The sequence below is a fragment of the Enterobacteriaceae endosymbiont of Donacia fulgens genome (genome assembly GCF_012567545.1).
In the GTDB taxonomy this organism is placed as follows: Bacteria; Pseudomonadota; Gammaproteobacteria; order Enterobacterales; family Enterobacteriaceae.
Genome location: NZ_CP046182.1, coordinates 381,174 through 397,876 on the forward strand (window position 1 = coordinate 381,174; position 16,703 = coordinate 397,876).

The 16,703-nt window shown below is 18.4% G+C and carries 14 protein-coding genes and 1 other RNA gene; 7 read left to right on the plus strand and 8 right to left on the minus strand.

Features of this window, described 5'->3' with window-relative positions:
• Nucleotides 1–9: 9 nt before the first annotated feature.
• The 6 genes from GJU05_RS01895 to parC form a co-directional block, all read right to left on the minus strand.
• Nucleotides 10–672 carry a NuoB/complex I 20 kDa subunit family protein gene (locus tag GJU05_RS01895; protein ID WP_208753844.1) on the minus strand — a complete coding sequence of 221 codons (663 nt, stop codon included), beginning with the start codon at nt 670–672 and terminating at the stop codon, nt 10–12.
• A gap of 26 nt (nt 673–698) precedes the next feature.
• Nucleotides 699–1,082, minus strand: a complete 384-nt coding sequence (gene ndhC, locus GJU05_RS01900; RefSeq protein WP_208753845.1) for an NADH-quinone oxidoreductase subunit A — start codon at nt 1,080–1,082, stop codon at nt 699–701.
• A gap of 20 nt (nt 1,083–1,102) precedes the next feature.
• Nucleotides 1,103–2,404: a threonine synthase gene (gene thrC, locus GJU05_RS01905; RefSeq protein WP_208753846.1), complete on the minus strand. Its 1,302-nt coding sequence runs from the start codon at nt 2,402–2,404 to the stop codon at nt 1,103–1,105.
• A complete protein-coding gene (gene thrB / locus GJU05_RS01910) occupies nt 2,401–3,342 on the minus strand; it encodes a homoserine kinase (RefSeq protein ID WP_208753847.1) in 942 nt (313 codons plus the stop codon). Before thrB ends, thrC begins: the two co-directional genes overlap by 4 nt.
• Nucleotides 3,343–3,369: 27 nt before the next feature.
• Nucleotides 3,370–5,823, minus strand: a complete 2,454-nt coding sequence (gene thrA / locus GJU05_RS01915; protein ID WP_208753848.1) for a bifunctional aspartate kinase/homoserine dehydrogenase I — start codon at nt 5,821–5,823, stop codon at nt 3,370–3,372.
• A 331-nt stretch (nt 5,824–6,154) separates the two neighbouring features.
• Nucleotides 6,155–8,398: a DNA topoisomerase IV subunit A gene (gene parC / locus GJU05_RS01920; RefSeq protein ID WP_208753849.1), complete on the minus strand. Its 2,244-nt coding sequence runs from the start codon at nt 8,396–8,398 to the stop codon at nt 6,155–6,157.
• Nucleotides 8,399–8,581: 183 nt separating this feature from the next.
• Here parC and GJU05_RS01925 point away from each other — a divergent pair, with 183 nt between their 5' ends.
• Nucleotides 8,582–9,640 carry a 3-deoxy-7-phosphoheptulonate synthase gene (locus tag GJU05_RS01925; protein ID WP_208753850.1) on the plus strand — a complete coding sequence of 353 codons (1,059 nt, stop codon included), beginning with the start codon at nt 8,582–8,584 and terminating at the stop codon, nt 9,638–9,640.
• A gap of 32 nt (nt 9,641–9,672) precedes the next feature.
• Nucleotides 9,673–10,755 carry a bifunctional chorismate mutase/prephenate dehydrogenase gene (tyrA, locus tag GJU05_RS01930; RefSeq protein WP_208753851.1) on the plus strand — a complete coding sequence of 361 codons (1,083 nt, stop codon included), beginning with the start codon at nt 9,673–9,675 and terminating at the stop codon, nt 10,753–10,755.
• 54 nt (nt 10,756–10,809) lie between these two features.
• On the opposite strand, the gene bamD is transcribed toward tyrA, so the two are convergent.
• Nucleotides 10,810–11,520, minus strand: coding sequence for an outer membrane protein assembly factor BamD (gene bamD / locus GJU05_RS01935; protein WP_208753852.1), 711 nt, complete (start codon nt 11,518–11,520; stop codon nt 10,810–10,812).
• Nucleotides 11,521–11,594: 74 nt separating this feature from the next.
• On the opposite strand from bamD, the gene GJU05_RS01940 reads away from it, so the two are divergent.
• From GJU05_RS01940 to typA, 5 genes are all read left to right on the plus strand, one after another.
• The gene (locus tag GJU05_RS01940) at nt 11,595–11,774 is read left to right on the plus strand and encodes a S4 domain-containing protein (protein WP_208753853.1); all 180 of its coding nucleotides are present in this window, start codon (nt 11,595–11,597) and stop codon (nt 11,772–11,774) included.
• Between the two features lie 44 nt (nt 11,775–11,818).
• Nucleotides 11,819–12,550, plus strand: coding sequence for an RluA family pseudouridine synthase (locus GJU05_RS01945; RefSeq protein ID WP_246228889.1), 732 nt, complete (start codon nt 11,819–11,821; stop codon nt 12,548–12,550).
• 104 nt (nt 12,551–12,654) lie between these two features.
• The gene (locus tag GJU05_RS01950) at nt 12,655–13,332 is read left to right on the plus strand and encodes a DsbA family protein (protein ID WP_208753854.1); all 678 of its coding nucleotides are present in this window, start codon (nt 12,655–12,657) and stop codon (nt 13,330–13,332) included.
• Between the two features lie 31 nt (nt 13,333–13,363).
• Nucleotides 13,364–14,239: a 5'-3' exonuclease gene (locus tag GJU05_RS01955; RefSeq protein ID WP_208753855.1), complete on the plus strand. Its 876-nt coding sequence runs from the start codon at nt 13,364–13,366 to the stop codon at nt 14,237–14,239.
• A 271-nt stretch (nt 14,240–14,510) separates the two neighbouring features.
• Nucleotides 14,511–16,331: a translational GTPase TypA gene (gene typA / locus GJU05_RS01960; RefSeq protein WP_208753856.1), complete on the plus strand. Its 1,821-nt coding sequence runs from the start codon at nt 14,511–14,513 to the stop codon at nt 16,329–16,331.
• 8 nt (nt 16,332–16,339) lie between these two features.
• Here the strand turns inward: typA and ssrA are convergent.
• Nucleotides 16,340–16,701, minus strand: a transfer-messenger RNA (tmRNA) gene (gene ssrA / locus GJU05_RS01965).
• Nucleotides 16,702–16,703 lie beyond the last annotated feature (2 nt).

Consider the following 16,703-nt stretch of genomic DNA (forward strand, 5'->3'; position numbering starts at 1 on the left):
ATCCTATTATTATATATTTTTTATTGATTTAAATTTAAAATTTTTGTCATTAAAAAATTTATTAGATGATTTTAATTTAGCTTTATAAATACCTTGATCTCCTATAACCCAAGATAAAGGACGTCTTTCATAATTTATAGATTTTTGTAATAATAATAATGCTTGTATATATGATTCTGGTCTAGGAGGACATCCTGGAATATATACATCTACAGGTAAAAATTTATCAACCCCCTGTACTACAGAATATATATCATACATTCCTCCTGAATTAGCACAAGATCCCATAGAAATTACCCATTTAGGTTCTAACATTTGATCATATAATCTTTGTATAATAGGAGCCATTTTCAAAAAACATGTTCCTGCTATTACCATAAAATCAGCTTGCCTTGGAGATGCTCTTAATACTTCAGAACCAAAACGGGAAATATCATTAATAGATGTAAATGATGTAGTCATTTCAACATAACAACAAGATAATCCAAAATTATAAGGCCATAAAGAATTTTTTCTTCCCCAATTAATAATTTTATGTGTAATCTTTTTTAAATTACCTAAAAAAATATTTTTACTAATTTGATCATTTAAAGGATCTGTATCAATGTTTCTTTTTATTTCTAAAGGATAATTTTTTTTATTATTTTTAATTTTATTTAGAATATATTTCATTTTATTATGTATATTTTTTTATATAATTAAATTTTTTTATATTTCCAGTCTAAAGCTTTCATTTTAAATAAATAAAATAAAGTAATTAAAATAGTTAAAATAAATAAAATTCCCTCAATAAAACTTTCTAATTTTACTATTTTAATAGTAACAGACCATAAATATAAATATAAAGATTCAATATCAAAGATTATAAAAAATATTGCTATTAAATAAAAATTAATATGTATTCTAATTCTAGAAGTATCGTAAGAATAAACTCCTGATTCAAATGGGATTTGTTTATCTATACCATACGAACGACCTCCCAAAAATAATGATATTAATATTACTAAACAACTAATAGTTATAGCAAAAATTTGAAATAATATAAAATATTGAGGATTATAAGTTAATTTGTTTATTATCATAATTATTTATTAAAATAAATTTATATTACATAGTTTTTTATTAAAAAATTTTTTAAATCATTAAAATTATTAGATAATATATAAGATAAATTTTTTTTTTCTATACAATTAATTAAAATTTTAGGTAATAATATTTTTTGATGTAATGTATTATAAATATAATTTTGAAATTTAGCCGGATGTGCAGTACTAAGAAACACATTAAATATATCTTTATTTAAAATTTGTTTTTTTAATGCACAAAAACTAATAGCTGAATGAGGTTCTAAAATATATTTATATTTTTTAAAAAAATTTATTGTTGTTTTAATTGTTTGTTTATCTGTAATAGCAAAAGATTCTAATTTATTTAAATTCCAATTATTTTTATTAAAAATTTCTATAATTCTAGGCCAATTATTAGGAATACTAACATCCATTGCATTAGATAATGTTGCTATTGTTTTTTTTGGATTCCAATATCCTTTATTTAAATATCTAGGAACTGTATCATTTATATTAGTTGCTGCTATAAATTTATATATAGGTAATCCCATTGTTTTTGCTATTAATCCAGCAGTTAAATTACCAAAATTTCCACTAGGTACTGAAAAAACTATTTTTTTTTTTTTTTTATTTAAAGGAATTTGTGCAAAAGCTTCGAAATAATAACATATTTGAGCTATTAATCTACTAATATTAATTGAATTTGCAGAATTTAAATATAATAACTTGTTAAGTTCTTTATCACTAAAAGTTTTTTTTATAAGTTTTTGACAATCATCAAAATTACCTTTAATAGCAATTGTTGTTATATTATTTCCTAATGTACAAAATAATTTTTCTTGTAAAATAGAAATTTTTTTATAAGGATATAATATTACAACTTCAATATTTTCCATTTTATGAAAAGCATGAGCAACAGCTGCACCTGTATCACCAGAAGTAGCAGTTAAAATAATAATTTTTTTCTTATCAAAAAAATTTAGCATTTGAGCCATAAAACGGACGCCAAAATCTTTAAATGCTAAAGTTGGACCGTGAAATAATTCTAAACAAGCAATATTTTTATCAATTAAATTTAATAATAATGGAAAATTAAATGCTTTAGTTACTTGTAATTTTAAATCATTCAATGAAATTTCTTTTTCATCTAAGAATAATGAAATTATATAACTACTTCTTTCTATAAAATTAAGATTTAATATATTTTTAATTATTTTATTATTTAGTTTAGGTAATTTTACAGGAAAAAATAAACCTTGATTTTTTCCTAAACCTTTTTTTAAAGCTTGACAAAAATTTATATTTTCTTTTTGATAATTAAGATTATAAAATTTCATTTTTTCTCCATAATTTGAGTACCTATATTATTAATTTTACATATATAAACAAATCCTGTATTATTTTTTAAATAATTTTTTTTTAACCATATAACCATATTATGTGCATAATTTAAATTATTAAAAATACTAAATATTGTAGGTCCTGATCCTGAAATTCCATAATTTAAAGCTCCTAATTTTTTAGCTGTATAAGAAATTTTTTCAAAATTAGGTATTAAAGATTTTCTATATGGTTCAGCAATAAAATCTTTCATTAATTTTGATGCTAATAATTCTTGTTTTGTATGACTAGCATTAATAAATCCAGCTAGATATTGGCTTTGTTTAATTAAAATTTCTTTTTTATATAGTTTTGGTAAAACTTTTCTAGAACAAAAAGTAGATAATCTAATACCTGGATATGCAATTACCCAAAACCAATTTTTAAAAATTGGGATATTTTGAATAATTAAATTATTCTTATTAATAATTAATATTAATTTCATCCCTCCTAATAAACATGGAACAATATTATCATAATGTATATTACCAGATAATAATCCTTCTAATTCACCCATTAATTTTAATAAATCAATATTATTTAATGGATTATTACAAAACAAATTTATTGCTTTTAAAAATGCAACTATTGAACATGCACTAGAACCTAGTCCTGATGCTACAGGAACATTTTTCTCTAAAATTATTTTTAAAGGAATTTTTTTTCCAATTTTATCGCAAAATTTTGTCCAACAATGAAAAATAATATTTTCATAATTATTTTTTGGTAAATCATTTAGAAATATGCCTTTATTAATTAATATAAATTTATTAGATGAAGAAATTGTTATTAAATCTCCTAAAATACCTTGATCCACTCTAGATAATGCTATACCTAATGTATCAAAACCTACATTAATATTTCCAATAGAAGCAGGAGAATAAATTTTAATCATAAATAATAATTCCTTCTTATAATTTAATTAAATTAAACGTAATAGATCAATTAATACTCCTGCAGCAGTAACATCATTACCTGCACCATATCCTCTTAGTATTAGTGGATATGGTTTATAATAATTGGTATAAAAAGCAAAAGAATTTTCTCCATTTTTTATTTCAAAAAAAGGATGATTATTATTAATTTCTATAATTTTTACTTTACATACCCCTTGTGAATTTATACTTCCAATATAACGTAATACTTTATTATCTTTTTTTGCTTTTTGAATTTTTTTTATATAAATTTTATCTATTTCTGATAAAGATTGAAAAAATTCTGTAAGAGATTTTTGTTTATTAAATTTATCAGGTATAATAGGTTCAATAATAATATCATTTAATTCTATATTAAAACCAATTTCTCTAGCTAATATAAGTAATTTTCTAGCTACATCTATTCCTGTAAGATCTGTTCTAGGATCTGGTTCTGTAAAACCCATTTTTTGAGCCATTATTATTGATTGAGATAAATTAATCCCTTCTTCTAATTTACCAAAAATAAAAGAAAGTGAACCAGATAATATACCAATAAAATTATTAATTTTATCACCTGTTTTTAAAATATTTTGTAATGTATTAATAACTGGTAAACCGGCACCAACATTCGTTTCATAATAAAATTTTAAATTTAATTTACTTGCTGTAAAACGTATTTGATTATAATATTCTATTGTGGTAGAGTTTGCTTTTTTATTAGTAGCAATTATATTAAAACCATGATTTAGAAAATTTATATATTGATCTGCAATTTCTTCTGAAGAAGTACAATCAATAATTACAGGGTTAATAAATTTATATTTTTTAGATTTTTTTAATAATTGTTTTATTATATTATTATAATTATTATTTTTAATTTCATTTTTCCAATTTTTTATTTTAAGACCATTAAAATCAAATAAAAAATTTTTTGTATTTGTAATACTACAAATTTTTAAAAAAATATTTTTATTTTTAAAATAACATTTATTTTTATAAATTTGTTCTAATAAAGTACTCCCAATACTTCCAGTACCTATTAAAAAAATTTCTAATATTTTTTCTTTATGAAATAATATTTTATGTGTTATTTCTATAATATTTTTTGCATATTTTTCTTTTATCGCAACAGAGATATAATTTTGAAAAATATTTTGTGATATAGCAAATATATTAGTATTTGTTATTTTAAAAATATTTAAAAATTTAGAAATTATATTTGTAGAATGATTAATATTATTATTTACTAATGTAATTAATGACAAATTTTTAATTATTTTAATTGATTTAATTAAATTATATTTTAATTCTAAATAAAATTCATCTTCTAATAAATTTTTTAAATTATTTAAATTTTTATTTAATAGTAAAATATTAATATTACAATCTTCTGAAGATTGAGTAATAAAATAAATAGATATTTTTAAATTAAATATAAAAGATAGTATTCTTGATATAATACTTTTAATTTGTTTATTTTTATCACCATTAATATTTAATATTGATATATTTTTTAATTCTGTAATTCCTTTAATTTTTGGTAAAATATATTTTTTAATATTAAAATTATTAATTATAGTGCCATCTGAGTTTAAATTAATTATATTTTTAATAATACAAGGAATATTATTTTTTAACATTGGAGCTAAAGTTTTATAATGAATAACTTTTGCACCAAAATATGCTAATGTTATAGCTTCTTTATAAGTAATAAATTTTAATAGTTGGGTGTTTGGTATAACATTTGGATCTGCTGTATAAATACCATTTACATCAGTCCAAATTTCACAAAGTTTAGCTTTTAAACAAACGGCTAATATTGCAGCAGAATAATCAGACCCATTTCTACCTAATAAAACTGTTTGTTTTTTTTTATTAACAGCAGAAAATCCAGGCATTAATATTATATCAATATTTGTTAAATTAATACTTTGAATATTTTTTGAAGTTAGATCAATATCTATTGTAGATTCTAAATAATTTCCATATGCTAACAAATATTTATTAGGAGAAATTATAAATATTTTATATTTTTTTATTATTAATAATTGTTCTAATAAAACAATAGAAAACTTTTCACCTTTTGATAAAATTTTTGCTTTAATAATATCAGGACAATAATTAAGTAAATTAATACCATTTAATAATTTTTCTATTTTATTAATAATTTTATTTATTTTATGATTTATAATATTAATATCTAGATTTTTTATCTTTTTTTTAAAATTATTAATTATTTTTATAAAAAAATTTTTTATATAAATTATATCTTGTTTATAATTTTTTTTTTTTATAGATTTTTCTATCATTATTTCTAAAATATTTGTAATATTTGCAGGAGCAGATAAAACAACAGCTACTTTTTCATTTTTTAAATAAATACGATTAACTATATCAGTTACTAATAAAAATCTTTCTGCATTTTTTAAAGATGTTCCACCAAATTTCAATACTCTCATATTATTAAACCACCTAAAATTTTAAAATATAAAAATATGAATAAATATATATTTTTAATTTCTATAAAAAAAAATATAATAATAATATTATTATTTAAATTATATTATTCAATATATTTATTTTTTATCTTAAATAAATTTTTTTAATAAAAGATTATAAATAATTTAAAATAAATAATAATATTTTTTACATAAAATATTATTTTTATAATTTTAAATTTATTTTTAGATTTATTGTAACATGAAAAATATTTTATGATTTAAATAATTTTATAGTTTATATAAACATTTTTTAAAAACTAAATTATTTTATAATTAATATTATTATATTTTATTTTATAAAAATATCTTTAATATTTTTAATATTTTTATATAAAAATCCTTTTTCTCCTTTAACTGAAAGGAAAATTTTTAATTTTTTATAATTTAATTTAAATATTTCACTTTTTGTTTTTATGTAAATTATAGAATTTTTACTTATAAGAAAGATCCATTTCAATTTATCTTTTTTTTCAATAAAATCTTTATTATTAATAAAAATTAATCTGTTACCTCTCCCACGAGATAATCTAGGAATTTCACTTATAGAAAATAATAAAAATTTATTTAAATAAGAAATAACTAATATTTTGTTATTTTTATTTTTAATTACTAATGGAGGCAATATTTCTGAATTTTCTGATAAGATGATAGATAATTTACCATTTCTATTACATGCTATTAATTCATGAAATTTACATATAAAACCATAACCAGAGCTAGAAGAAAGAATAATTTCTTTATTGTTAGATTCCATTAATAAATTTTTAATAATAGATCCTTGAGGAATATTTAATTTTCCATTTAAAGGTTCTCCACTACTACGTGCAGCAGGTAAAGAAAATGGATCAATACTATAACTACGTCCTTTAGAATCTAAAACTACTATAGTTTGATTTTTTTTACCCTTTACTGAAAGTAAAAAAGAATCTCCTGATTTATAATTTAAATTTAAAGGATCTATTGTATGACCTTTTGCGCATCTAATCCATCCCATTTTAGATAAAATAATTGTAACTGGTTCATTTGGGATTAATTCAGATTCATTTAATAATTTTGCTTCTTTTCTTTTTTTAAATATTGAACGACGTGTATTTCCATAATTATCTGCAGCTAATAATATTTCTTTTTTTAAAAAAATATTCATATTTTTTTTAGAAAATAATATTTTTTCAATATTTTTATATTCTATTTCTAATTTTTTTTTTTCATCTATTAATTTTTTTTTTTCTATAAAAGAAATAAAACGTAATTTAAAATTTAATAATGTTTCAACTTGTATATCAGTAAGATTAAACTTTTTTTTAAAAATATGATTAGGTTTTGGATTTAAACGAATAATTTTTATAAATTCTTCTAAATTAGCATAAACAATTAATAGTCCTGTAATTATATGTAATCTTTTATATATTTTTTTTAAATGAAAATTTAAACGTTTTTTTACTATTTTTCGTCTAAATATAATCCATTCTGATAATATTTCTATTAAATTCTTTACAGCAGGTTTATTATTTAAACCTATCATGTTCAAATTAATTCGATAACTTTTTTCTAAATCAGTAAGAAAGAATAAATGATACATAATTTGTTCTATTTTTAAATAATTAAAATTATTACGAATAACAATAACTATTCTAGTAGGATTTTCATAATCAGATTCATCTCTAATTTCCTCAATCATTGGTAATTTTTTACTTCTCATTTGTGTAGTAATTTGTTCAATAATACGTATTCCAGAAATCTGATAAGGTAATGATGTAATAATAACTTTATTATCTTTTATTTCCCATGATGCTCTTAATTTGATAGAACCTCTACCTTTTTCATATATTTTATAAATTTCATCTTTAGAGGTTATAATTTCACTTCCAGTAGGAAAATCAGGACCTTGAACTATTTTTAAAATTTCATTTAATTTTATTTTAGGATAGTCAATTAATTTAATTATTGCATTAGAAATTTCTTTAATATTATGAGGAGGAATATCTGTTGACATACCTACTGCTATACCTGTTGACCCATTTAAAATAATATTAGGTAAACATGCAGGTAATATTTTAGGTTCAAATAATGTTCCATCAAAATTAGGTATAAATTTTACAGTACCTTTTTCTACTTCATGTAATAATATATTAGAATATTTTGATAAACGAGCTTCTGTATATCTCATTGCAGCAAATGATTTAGGATCATCTTGAGATCCCCAATTACCCTGACCTTCTATTAAAGGATATCTATAAGAAAATGATTGTGCCATTAATACCATTGCTTCATAACATGCTACATCTCCATGAGGATGATATTTACCAATAACATCACCAATAGTTCTAGCTGATTTTTTAAATTTACATGAAGATTTTAATCCTAATTCAGACATAGCATATATAATTCTTCTTTGTACTGGTTTCAAACCATCACCAATATGAGGTAATGCTCGATCAGATATTACATAAATAGAATAATTTAAATAGGCATGTTCCGCAAATTTATCTAATTGTATAGATTCTATTAAATTTTTTTGTATTAATTTATTCATATATAATTTTCCTAATTATAATTTATATAAATTATAAATTTATTATTATAAAGAAAATTTGTAATATTTTAAGTATAAAATTAAATTTTATTGAAGTTTAAAATTTAAATAAATTAAATTGAATTTTATAGAATAAATATGTTATTTTTATGCAATAATATTTTTATCTATGGATATTTTATTATGAAAGACATTTATTTTAAAAATAAAAGATATTTAATAACTCCTGAAGAATTAAAAAATAAATTACCAATATCTCAAGAAAAAAAAAAACAAATATTAAATTCACGTGAAATTATATCAAATATTATTTTAGGTAAAGATCATAGATTATTAATTATTTGTGGTCCTTGTTCTATTCATAATATTGATGAAGCAATAGAATATAGTAAATTTTTAAAAAAAATGTTTTCTAAAATTAATAATAATATATATCTTGTTATGAGAGTATATTTTGAAAAACCTAGAACTATTTTAGGATGGAAAGGATTAATTAATGATCCATATATGGATCATTCTTTTAATATAAATAAAGGATTATATTTAGCACGAAAATTATTAATTAAGTTAATTAAAAATAATATCCCATTAGCAACAGAAATATTAGATCCAAATACATTAAATTATCTTGATGATCTTTTAAGTTGGATAGCTATTGGGGCACGTACCGTAGAATCACAAATACATAGAGAAATAGCTTCGTTAGTTAAAATCCCTGTAGGTTTTAAAAATAATATAAATGGTAATATTTTTTCTGCTATAAATGCAATTCAGGCTTCTGCGATAGAACATCATTTTATTAGTTTAGATAAAAATGGTAAAATTTGTATTGTTGATACAAAAGGAAATAAAAATTGTCATATTATTTTAAGAGGAGGACAAAAACCTAATTATTATAAATCTAATGTATTAGAATGTGAAAAAGCTTTATTAAAAGTAAATTTAAAACCTAAAATAATGATTGATTGTAGTCATGGCAATTCTAATAAAGATTTTAAAAAACAAATTTTAGTTATTCAATCAATAATTTCACAAATTAAAGAAGGAAATAATTCTATTATAGGTATAATGCTTGAAAGTTATATTAACGAAGGAAATCAAATTTTAAATATTCAAAATTATAAACAATTAAAATATGGAGTATCAATTACAGATGGATGTATAAATTTACAAACAACAAAAAATATTTTGTATAAAATTAATAATGAATTAAATTTAATTCTTAAACAACGTTTATTATAAAATAATATTAATAATATATAATTATAAAAAATATGTTAAATAAACTAAATTTATTACGTAAAGAAATTGATATTTTAGATTTAAAATTATTAAATATTTTATCAAAAAGATTAAAATTAGTAAAAAAAATAGGATTAATAAAAAATAAATATGGTTTATCACTTTATGTTCCACAAAGAGAAAAATATATAATTAATTTAAAAAAAAAAGAAGCAAAAAAAATAGGAATATCTCCTAATTTTATTGAAGACATCTTTTATCGTATTTTTAATGAATCATATTCATATGAAAAAATAAAAATATTTAAAAAAGTAAAACCTAATTTTCCAAAAATATTAATTATTAGTCATAATAAAAAAATAAGTATTTTATTTAAAGAAATGTTAACTATAACTGGATATGATGTTAATTATATAGAGGAAAAAAAAATTAATATTAATAATATTATTTATTTATTTAAAAATATAGGTATGATTATTTTAGATATATCAAAATTTTTTTTTGAGAAATTAATTAAAAAATTATATTTTTTACCTAAAAATTGTATTTTAATTGATTTATCTCCTATAAAAGAAATATTTATGATAAAAATACTAAAAATATATAAAGGACCTGTTTTAGGTTTATATTATTTATTTAATTATCAAAAAAATTTTTTATTTAAGGAATCAATCATATATTGTTATGGTCATAAAGAAAAATCTTATGTTTGGTTTTTAAAACAAATAGAAATTTGGGGATTAAAAATTAAACATATGAATATAATAGAACATGATAAATATATTTTTTTTATAGAATCATTAAAATATTTTTTTACATTAATATATAGTATTTTTTTAAAAAAAACAAAAATATCATTAAATAAAGTTTATATTTTATCAAAACCTATATATTATTTAAATTCATTAATTTTAAAAAATTTTTTTTTAACAAATCCAAAATTATATTTTAATTTAATTGAAAATTCTCCAAATAATATTAAAAAAATTAAAAAATATTTCGATCATATTAATGAATTAATCATATTAATTGATGAAGATAAAAAAACAAAAATAATAGATATTTTTAATAAAATTAAAAAATTATTAATAAAAAATATAGAAATTTTAAAATAACAATTTAAAAAACTTAATATTTTAATAATATTAAGTTTTTTTATATTCTATTTTTTAAAGTATTTTATTATATGAATGTTTTAAAATTTTTTTAACAAAATATATATTTTTACTATAAGGATATTTTTTTAAAAAAATTAAACATCTATTAATAGTTGCTATATAATTTTTTTTTTTTAAAAAAAAATTTATAATATTTAACTCAAATAGTTGTATTCTTTTTTCCATATTAATCAATTTTTTTTTTAAAAGAGTAGTATATATATTTTCAGGAAAATTTTTAATAAATATTTTTGTATCATTAATAGCTAATTGAGTATAAAAAGGATTACAATTATTTCTATTTATTCTAAATAAATTTTGTATTAAAGTATTAGAATCTAAAGTTATTTCTGATAAAATTCTAACATAAAGAACATAACTAACAAATGCAGATGAATTATATGATTTTATAAATTCTTCTGATAATTCTAAAACATTTAAAAAATCTTTATGAAGATAATTTAAATAAGTTAAATAAACTAGAATTTTTTCAGTATACATATTATATGGATAATTAATATATAAATTACTAAATTTTATTAAAGCTTTATTATATTTTTTATCAGTTAAGGTTTTTATTGCTTCTAAATATCCATACTTTAATGAATTATTTAAATTTTTTTTTTTTAAGATTGTATAATATTCACAATTAGTTGTAAATACTAATAATATACATATTAAAATATTAATAAAAAAAAATTTGTTTTTTATAAAAATTTTCATTTTATTCTTTTAAAAAATTAACATATTATATTAATATATACTAAATTAGTTTTTAATATTAAAATATTAAACATATGAAATATATAAATTTAACATTAAGAGTTTGTTCAATATATAATAGACAAAGATTAGACGTATTTCTTACTAAAAAAATTATACAATTTTCAAGATCACAAATAAAAAAAATTATAAATAATAATAATGTAAAAATAAATAATAATATAATAAATATTCCTAAAAAAAAATTTTTTTAGGAGATATAATTAATTTTAATACTACTATTTTAAATAAAAATAATATATGGAAAGCACAAAATTTAAATTTAAATATAGTTTATAATGATAAATATATTTTAGTTATAAATAAAATAACTAATTTAGTTGTACATCCGGGTAATAAAAATGAAAATAATACTATTTTCAATTCTTTATTATTTTATTATCCACATTTAAGAGATATACCTAGAGCAGGTATTATACATAGATTAGATAAAAATACTACAGGATTGATGATTATAGCAAAAAATATGAATTCATATATGTTTTTAAAAAAAGAATTAAAAAAACATAATATTATTAGAGAATATGAAACTATTGTAAATGGAATAATTAAAAAAAATGGGATAATTAATTATCCAATAAAACGTATATATAAAAAAAATAATATTTATATGAAAATTCATTTATTAGGTAAAAGAGCAATAACAGAATATTTTATAAAAAATATTTTTAAAAACCATACTCATTTAAGAATTAGACTAAAAACAGGAAGAACACATCAAATTAGAGTTCATTTATCATATATTAGCCATAGTATTGTTGGAGATACAATTTATAAAAAATCTAAAAATACTTATATAATTAATAATTTTTATAAAAATAAAATTAATAAAATAATTAATAGACAAGCTTTACATGCTTGTTATTTAAAATTTAAACATCCATTTTATAAAATGGATATTAAATTATATTCAAATTTACCAAATGATATAATTAATTTAATTAATTTTTTAAAAAAAGATAAAATTTAAAAAAAAAATTATTTATTTAAAAAATAATTTTATTAAAATAAATAATTAGTTTATAATGATAAAATTAAATTTGATCCTTTATTTAATCAAGAGTGATAAAAAATATGATAAATATAAAAAAATATGTATTATTTTTTAGCATGTTCTTTTTATTATTAATTACATCTAGTAATTGTATTGCATCTGAAAAATCCCCTCAAATTTCATTTTATGATGTATTAACAAAAGATGAACAAAAATTATTTATTGAAGAATTTGGTAAAAAACCAGTTATAGTTGAATTTTTTTCATTTTTATGTCCTCATTGTTATGAACTTCATAAAGGTATTAATCAAAAAAAATTAAAAAATAAAATACCAAAAAATGTAAAAATTATAAAAATTCATTATGGTAAAATAGGACAAGAAGATGGTTTATCTACTGTATTAGGTTATGCCTGGGTTGTTGCTAAAATGTTAAATGTAGAAGATAAAGTAATTGGTCCAATTTTTGATGGTATACATAAAAATGCATCTATTCATGATTATAATTCTATAAAAAGAATTTTTGTTAAAAATACTGGAATAACAGATAATATGTTTCATGCAGCATGGAATAGTAATATAGCAAAAATATTATTTGAAAAAGAATATGATTTAGTTGAAAAATTTGGTATACATTTAGTACCTGATATATATATCAATAATAAATTTATAATTAATCTTTCTAACTTATATTCTAGTGATAATAATAATTTTTATAAAAATTATATTAATTTAATAAAAAAACTTTTAAAAAAATAAAAAGATATATTTTATAGTTTATATCATAAATATGAGAAAAAAAATAATCTTAATAGATGGATCATTTTATTTATATCGCGCTTATTATGCTTTACCTAATTTAATGAATACTAAAGGATATCCTACAGGTGCTATATATGGTTTTATTAAAATGTTTAATAAAATTATAAAAATGAACATTAATAGTTATTTTTTAATTATATTTGATACTAAAGGAATATCTTTTAGAAAAAAAATTTTTGATAAATATAAATCAAAAAGAGTAAATATGCCTGATAATTTAGTTATACAAATTAAACCTTTATTTAAAATTATACAGGCAATGGGATATAATGTTATATATATAAATAATATAGAAGCTGATGATATTATTGGTACTTTATCAATAGAAGCTGAAAAAAAAAATTTTTTAGTTTTTATTTTTAGTATAGATAAAGATATAACTCAATTAGTTAATAAAAATATAAAAATAGTTAATCCTATTAACTATTCTATTTCTGGACCGAAGGAAATATATAAAAAATATGGAGTATACCCAAAATTTATTAGTGATTTATTAGCACTAAGTGGTGATCCCATTGATAATATTCCTGGAGTTCCAGGAATAGGAAATAAAATAAGTAAAAATTTAATCAATAAACTAGGTAATTTAAAATATATTTATAAAAATATAAATATCATCAATAACACTAGTTTTAGATCAGGTAATAATATAAGAAAAAAACTTATAAAATATAAAAAATTAGTTTTTTTATATCATAAATTAACAAAAATTAAAACAAATATTACTATAAATAATGATTATTTTAATCATTTAAATTTAAAAATTACACCAAAAACAAATTATTTAAAATATTTATTTAAAAAATATGAATTTAATAGATTAAATAAAATTATTTATAGTTAATTTTATATATTTTATAAATTTATAATATTTATTTTTTTTAAAAATTTATAAATTATTTTTTTATAATTTAAAAAAGTGTTTATAAATTAAGTTAATAATTATTGAAATATTCATTAATTAAATAATTAATATTATTAAAATTATTTATTTTTTTCATATAATAAAATTAATATTAAATTATAAAATATTTAAATTTTATTAAAAATAAAATTAAATTTATATTTTAATAAAAAATTAAATAATTAAAATATTATTTTATTAGGATTTATTTATGAAAAAAATACGTAATATAGCTATTGTTGCACATATAGATCATGGTAAAACTACATTAATAGATAAATTATTACAAGAATCTGATAATTTTAAAAATATTTCTGTAGAAAATTCTATAAATAGAATTATGGATAGTAATGAATTAGAAAAAGAAAAAGGAATAACTATTTTTTCAAAAAATACATCTATTTTTTGGAAAAATTATAAAATCAATATTATTGATACCCCAGGACATGCAGATTTTGGAGCAGAAGTAGAACGTATTTTATCAATGGTAGATTCTGTATTATTATTAGTAGATGCTGTTGAAGGTCCTATGCCTCAAACAAGATTTGTTACATTAAAAGCTTTTTCATATAATTTAAAACCTATTGTAATAATAAATAAAATAGATAGAAAATTTATTAGGCCAGATTGGGTAATTAATCAAATATTTGATTTATTTATAGATTTAAAAGCTTCTGATGAACAATTAGATTTTCCTATAATATATACTTCTGCACTTAAAGGAACATCTGGATTGAATATAAATAAAATGCAACAAAATATGGATATAGTATATGAAACTATTATCAAACATGTTCCTTCACCTAAAGGTGATATTAATCACCCATTTCAAATGCAAATATCTCAAATAGAATATAATAATTATATAGGAAATATCTGTATTGGTTTAATAAAAAATGGACAAATTAAAAAAAATCAATATGTCACTATTATAAAAAAAAACAAAAAATTTAAAAAAATTAAAATTTTATATATTATATTTAATATAGGTTTAAAACCTATATATAGTGATAGTGCTAGATATGGTGATATTGTTGGTATTGCTGGTTCTGGATTTAAAGAAATAAGTATTTCTGATACTATTTGTGATATTAATCACAATATACCTTTACCAAAATTAAAAATAGAAAAACCAAAAATAAGTATGTTATTTCATGTAAATGATTCCCCATTTTCTGGAATAGAAGGAAAACACATAACATCTAATAAAATATTAGATAGAATTAAAAAAGAATGCCTAAATGATGTTGCTTTAAAAATTACTAAAACAAAAAATAATAATATTTTTCATATTTCTGGTAGAGGAGAATTACATTTAGTTATTTTAATAGAAAATATGAGAAAAGAAGGATTTGAATTGTTGGTATCTAAACCACAAATTATATCTAAAATTATAGATGGTAAAAAATTAGAACCATTTGAAATATTAATTTTAGATTTTCAACAAAATAAAAAAGGTAATATAATACAATTAATTAGTCGTAGAAGAGCAATTATAAATAATATTATTTTAGATAATGATAATAATAGAATAAAAATTGAAGCAATTATTTCAAGTAAAGGTTTAATTGGTTTTCGTAATGAATTTATAAATGCAACTTCAGGTAATGGTATCATGAATTCTTTTTTTAGTCATTATGATGTTAATAAATATCATATGATTGAAAATAGAAATAATGGAGTTTTAATTGCAAATAAAGAAGGTTATGCTGTTGCTTTTTCTTTATATAATTTACAATCTAGGGGTAAATTATTAATTAATCCAGGAGAAAAAGTATATGAAGGACAAATAATAGGAATAAATAATAAATCTAATGATCTTACTGTAAATTGTTTAATTAATAAAAAATTAACTAATATGAGAGCATCAGGTAATGATAATCCTATTAATTTAATTTCTATAAAAAAAATGTCATTAGAAGAAGCAATAGATTTTATTAATAATGATGAATTAGTTGAAATAACTCCAAAATCAATTCGTATTAGAAAAAAATATTTAAAAAAATCCCAGCGTAAACTAAAAAAAATATAAGAAATAATTACTGGAGCTGGGGGGAGTCGAACCCCCGTCCAAAATTACTACACTTTTGGAACTACATGTTTAGTTTTATCTTTTAAAAAATTATTAATATAAACTGACAAAACAAAGTTTAATATTATATAGTCTAATAATTTTTTAATATATAATTTTTAGACTAATTATATACGATCTCTTTTATTTATGACCTATTTACTTTTTATCAAAGAGCAAATAATAAGCAATAGGGCTTTTGCAGTTTTTTATGCTGCTAAAGCATAGTCTTGATTATTTGCAACTATTTTGTACGGTTTTTTTACAAGGCCTACCGTTCCTTGACATGCTCCTAGAGTTTTATAACTTTGTCAAATCCATAATCAGCCCCAT

Excerpts from the sequence above, each read along its gene's own strand:
- GJU05_RS01950 (WP_208753854.1), top strand. The coding sequence starts at position 12,655 with ATGATAAATATAAAAAAATATGTATTATTTTTTAGCATGTTCTTTTTA.
- GJU05_RS01955 (WP_208753855.1), top strand. The coding sequence starts at position 13,364 with ATGAGAAAAAAAATAATCTTAATAGATGGATCATTTTATTTATATCGC.
- thrA (WP_208753848.1), bottom strand. The coding sequence starts at position 5,823 with ATGAGAGTATTGAAATTTGGTGGAACATCTTTAAAAAATGCAGAAAGA.
- ndhC (WP_208753845.1), bottom strand. The coding sequence starts at position 1,082 with ATGATAATAAACAAATTAACTTATAATCCTCAATATTTTATATTATTT.
- bamD (WP_208753852.1), bottom strand. The coding sequence starts at position 11,520 with ATGAAAATTTTTATAAAAAACAAATTTTTTTTTATTAATATTTTAATA.
- thrC (WP_208753846.1), bottom strand. The coding sequence starts at position 2,404 with ATGAAATTTTATAATCTTAATTATCAAAAAGAAAATATAAATTTTTGT.
- tyrA (WP_208753851.1), top strand. The coding sequence starts at position 9,673 with ATGTTAAATAAACTAAATTTATTACGTAAAGAAATTGATATTTTAGAT.
- GJU05_RS01925 (WP_208753850.1), top strand. The coding sequence starts at position 8,582 with ATGAAAGACATTTATTTTAAAAATAAAAGATATTTAATAACTCCTGAA.
- typA (WP_208753856.1), top strand. The coding sequence starts at position 14,511 with ATGAAAAAAATACGTAATATAGCTATTGTTGCACATATAGATCATGGT.
- GJU05_RS01895 (WP_208753844.1), bottom strand. The coding sequence starts at position 672 with ATGAAATATATTCTAAATAAAATTAAAAATAATAAAAAAAATTATCCT.
- GJU05_RS01940 (WP_208753853.1), top strand. The coding sequence starts at position 11,595 with ATGAAATATATAAATTTAACATTAAGAGTTTGTTCAATATATAATAGA.
- thrB (WP_208753847.1), bottom strand. The coding sequence starts at position 3,342 with ATGATTAAAATTTATTCTCCTGCTTCTATTGGAAATATTAATGTAGGT.
- parC (WP_208753849.1), bottom strand. The coding sequence starts at position 8,398 with ATGAATAAATTAATACAAAAAAATTTAATAGAATCTATACAATTAGAT.